Annotated in this window: 1 protein-coding gene and 1 pseudogene; both read right to left on the bottom strand. The window is 38.1% G+C overall.

Annotated elements, in window-relative coordinates; genetic code table 11:
- A partial coding sequence (locus tag HEN33_RS24780; protein ID WP_183083503.1) for an enterochelin esterase domain-containing protein occupies positions 1-1067 on the bottom strand: 1067 nt, incomplete at its 3' end.
- 537 nt (positions 1068-1604) lie between these two features.
- Positions 1605-1867 (bottom strand): annotated as a pseudogene (locus HEN33_RS24775) (MchS3 family protein); the annotation flags it as partial.

Here is a 1867-nt window from a genome sequence, read left to right as displayed (position 1 = left end):
TCTTTCGGAGGCGCTGAAAGTATCTGCTCACTTACCCAGGAGGTATTATTCTCAGTAAACAAGATCGGGCTGCCCTGGTCAGGGTTCCACCACATTGAAGGTGAGTGACTAATGATTGTACCAAATGTTGTCGACGCATATATAGCTGCCATCAGTGCTGTCACTCCACCGAGGCTCTGCCCGGCCAGTACAGTATTAGAGCGACCAGCCCATACGATATCCGGATAGTCTCTGTATAACTGGGGTATCAGATTTTCCGCTATATCAAAGATGAGTTCTTTATTGCCTCCCAGTATATTCATACGATCAGATTCATTAATATTGTCTATCCCCATAATTGCCATTGGCGTGATACGACCAGTGGTGATGGCCATATCTAATGCCCGGGTAATATCTATCCGGTCAAACCATGTTTCAGCATCAGGTAACACAAGTAATCCAAGAGGTACTGATGTTGGATTCAGGGGGAAATATAAACGAATCCGGCGTTGATATCCTGAAACAAAGGAATGTAATATTGAAAGAATACCTGTACATTTATGGGAAGTATCATCCCATTCCTTTTGTTCAGGAGCCATATCAAGAGAAAGGACTGATTCTCCGAATCCTCGTATATTTATTTCTGCTGTTTTGTTAAATGGATCAGATTTACCGGGTAATGGAGAGAAGCGACTTCCTAGTTGAAATATGTCTTTTTGTGTCATATCTGTGGGAATTTCTATAAATGAGTATGAGCCCCGATATGAAGCTGGTAACACCAGTGTCAGCATCCAGATATCTGTCGAAGGGATATGAGTCATTAGTCCTTTTTTGACGTCTTTTTTATCTGTAACACGATTCAGGCGAAGATATACGCCTTGCAGTGCTTTCTCTGAGCGCCACAGAAATGTAACCTCCCGATTTTCTGTAGTGGTGCTTTTTGTGATCACTGGAAGTGTTGCTGACTCAAGATAGTGCCAGAAATTAGCAATATCTGTTGTTCTTATTGTGACAGGATGTGTCATTTTTTTTAACTGTACACAAATATCTTCGGGAGTCTGGAAAAGATAGTTTTTCATAGGTATCATCTTAAATTAATCCAAGTGTAAGAATAATACATCAAATGACGTTCATTCAAGGGATGATGAGTGACTTTCCGGAATTAAATCTGTTGTATTGATGATAAATATAAAACAGGTTTAATAAAATTTTTGCTTTATACTGTAGATTTCACGTATGTAAGTAATATATGAAAAGGCTCTCGTTAAGATGTCTGGTACAAAATGACAGATCATATGCCTTTGTAAAGAGACGACAGAAGTAGAGTCTTACAGGCACATCATAAATACCCTCCGGCCATGCCGGAGGGTATTTATGATGTGCCGCTGTTTACGCTGGATGTGGAACTACTCATACTATAAGAAGGTCCACTTCCCCCCGGATACATGATGATGGATGGAGTACCCGGAGCCCAGCATGTTCCATTAGCATCAATATATGTTCCCATATCTTTTCCTCGTAGATCTATTACATTAGTAGAACTAGGTAATCCATTAAGATTCATCCCTCCTTTCACGAAATCAAGCATGTGATCTGATATTTCTCTCATTTTAAAAACCTCCTGCTCATTTATGTTCAGATATTAATTTGGTGTTGCAACCATTTATTATCACAGAATTCAGAATATCATTCAGTTTTATTTTTGTTAAAATATCCCCTCTTAAGACAGACATATATTCTTGTTTATCATTTTCATTAAACAATGACTCTATATTTTCTACGTTTAAATAATATAGCCCACAAGCAGCATAAATTTTAGACTCCTTAGTTGACTTTCTATTTTCTATTATATTTTTAAATATCTCTTCGGGATTATCTAATGTAAGAA

Source organism: Escherichia sp. 94.0001, from assembly GCF_013369155.2.
GTDB lineage: Bacteria > Pseudomonadota > Gammaproteobacteria > Enterobacterales > Enterobacteriaceae > Escherichia > Escherichia coli_F.
This window is presented reverse-complemented; position numbering and strand designations above follow the sequence as displayed.